Below are 1,277 nucleotides of genomic sequence, written 5' to 3'. Positions count from 1 at the left end.
GCGCGACCGACCACGGCCTCCGGCGCCTCGGCGGCGCCCGACGATCCCGCCTACGACATCCTCGTCTTCTCCAAGACCGCGGGATTCCGCCACGACTCCATCCCCGACGGCATCGCCGCACTCCAGGAACTCGGCGCCGAGAACAACTTCACGGTCACCGCGACCGAGGACGGCGCCGCGTTCACCACCGACAACCTCGCCCAGTACAAGGCGGTCGTCTTCCTGTCCACCACCGGCGACGTCCTCGATACCGCCCAGCAGACGGCATTCGAGGAATACATCGCCGCCGGCGGCGCCTACGTCGGCATCCACTCCGCCGCCGACACCGAATACGACTGGCCCTTCTACGGCGAACTCGTCGGCGCCTACTTCGCCTCCCACCCCGAAATCCAGGCCGCCACCGTCACCGTCGAGGACACCACACACCCCGCCACCGCCCACCTGCCCCCAACCTGGCAACGCACCGACGAGTGGTACAACTACCAGACCAGCCCACGCGACAACGTCCAAGTGCTGGCCTCACTCGACGAAACCAGCTACACCGGCGGCACCATGAACGGCGACCACCCCATCGCCTGGTGCCACGAATACGCCGGAGGCCGCTCCTTCTACACCGGCGGCGGCCACACCTCCGAGTCCTACACCGAACCGGAGTTCCGCGCCCACCTGCTGGGCGGCATCCGCTGGGCCGCAGGCATCACCCAAGACGACACCGACACCGGCTACACCAGCCTCTTCGACGGCACCTCCACCGACGGCTGGACACAGGCCGGACCCGGCTCCTTCACCCTCACCGACGACGCCACCCTCACCTCCCAAGGCGGCATGGGCATGCTCTGGTACCACGCCCAGGAATTCACCGCCTACTCCCTCAAACTCGACTGGCGCGTGGAAGGCGACGACAACTCCGGCGTCATCGTCGGCTTCCCCGCCACCTTCACCGACCCCCAAGCCGCCCTCGACAGCGGCTACGAAGTCCAGATCGACGCCACCGACGCCGACGACCGCACCACCGGCTCCATCTACGGCATCCAAGCCCCCGACCTGGCCGCCCGCGACGCCGCCCTCAACCCACCCGGCACCTGGAACACCTACGAGATCCGCGTCGAAGGCGAACGCCTGCGCGTCCACCTCAACGGCACCCTGATCAACGACTTCACCAACACCGACCCCGACCGCAGCCTCACCACCGGCCACATCGGCATCCAAAACCACGGCCCCGACGACACCGTCTCCTTCCGCAACATCCGCATCAAAGAACTCGACGCCGCGCCGTA

1 protein-coding gene is annotated in these 1,277 nt (G+C 67.7%); it reads left to right on the top strand.

Going from position 1 to position 1,277, the window contains the following annotated elements; genetic code table 11:
- The coding region (locus ACTWQH_RS32720; protein ID WP_443290448.1) for a ThuA domain-containing protein at positions 1-1,277 on the top strand (1,277 nt) is incomplete at both ends.

Source organism: Streptomyces sp. 6N223 (genome assembly GCF_052246635.1).
Taxonomy (GTDB): Bacteria; Actinomycetota; Actinomycetes; order Streptomycetales; family Streptomycetaceae; genus Streptomyces.
The sequence above is the reverse complement of the archived record's forward strand: the minus strand, read 5'-3'. Positions and strand labels throughout refer to the sequence as shown.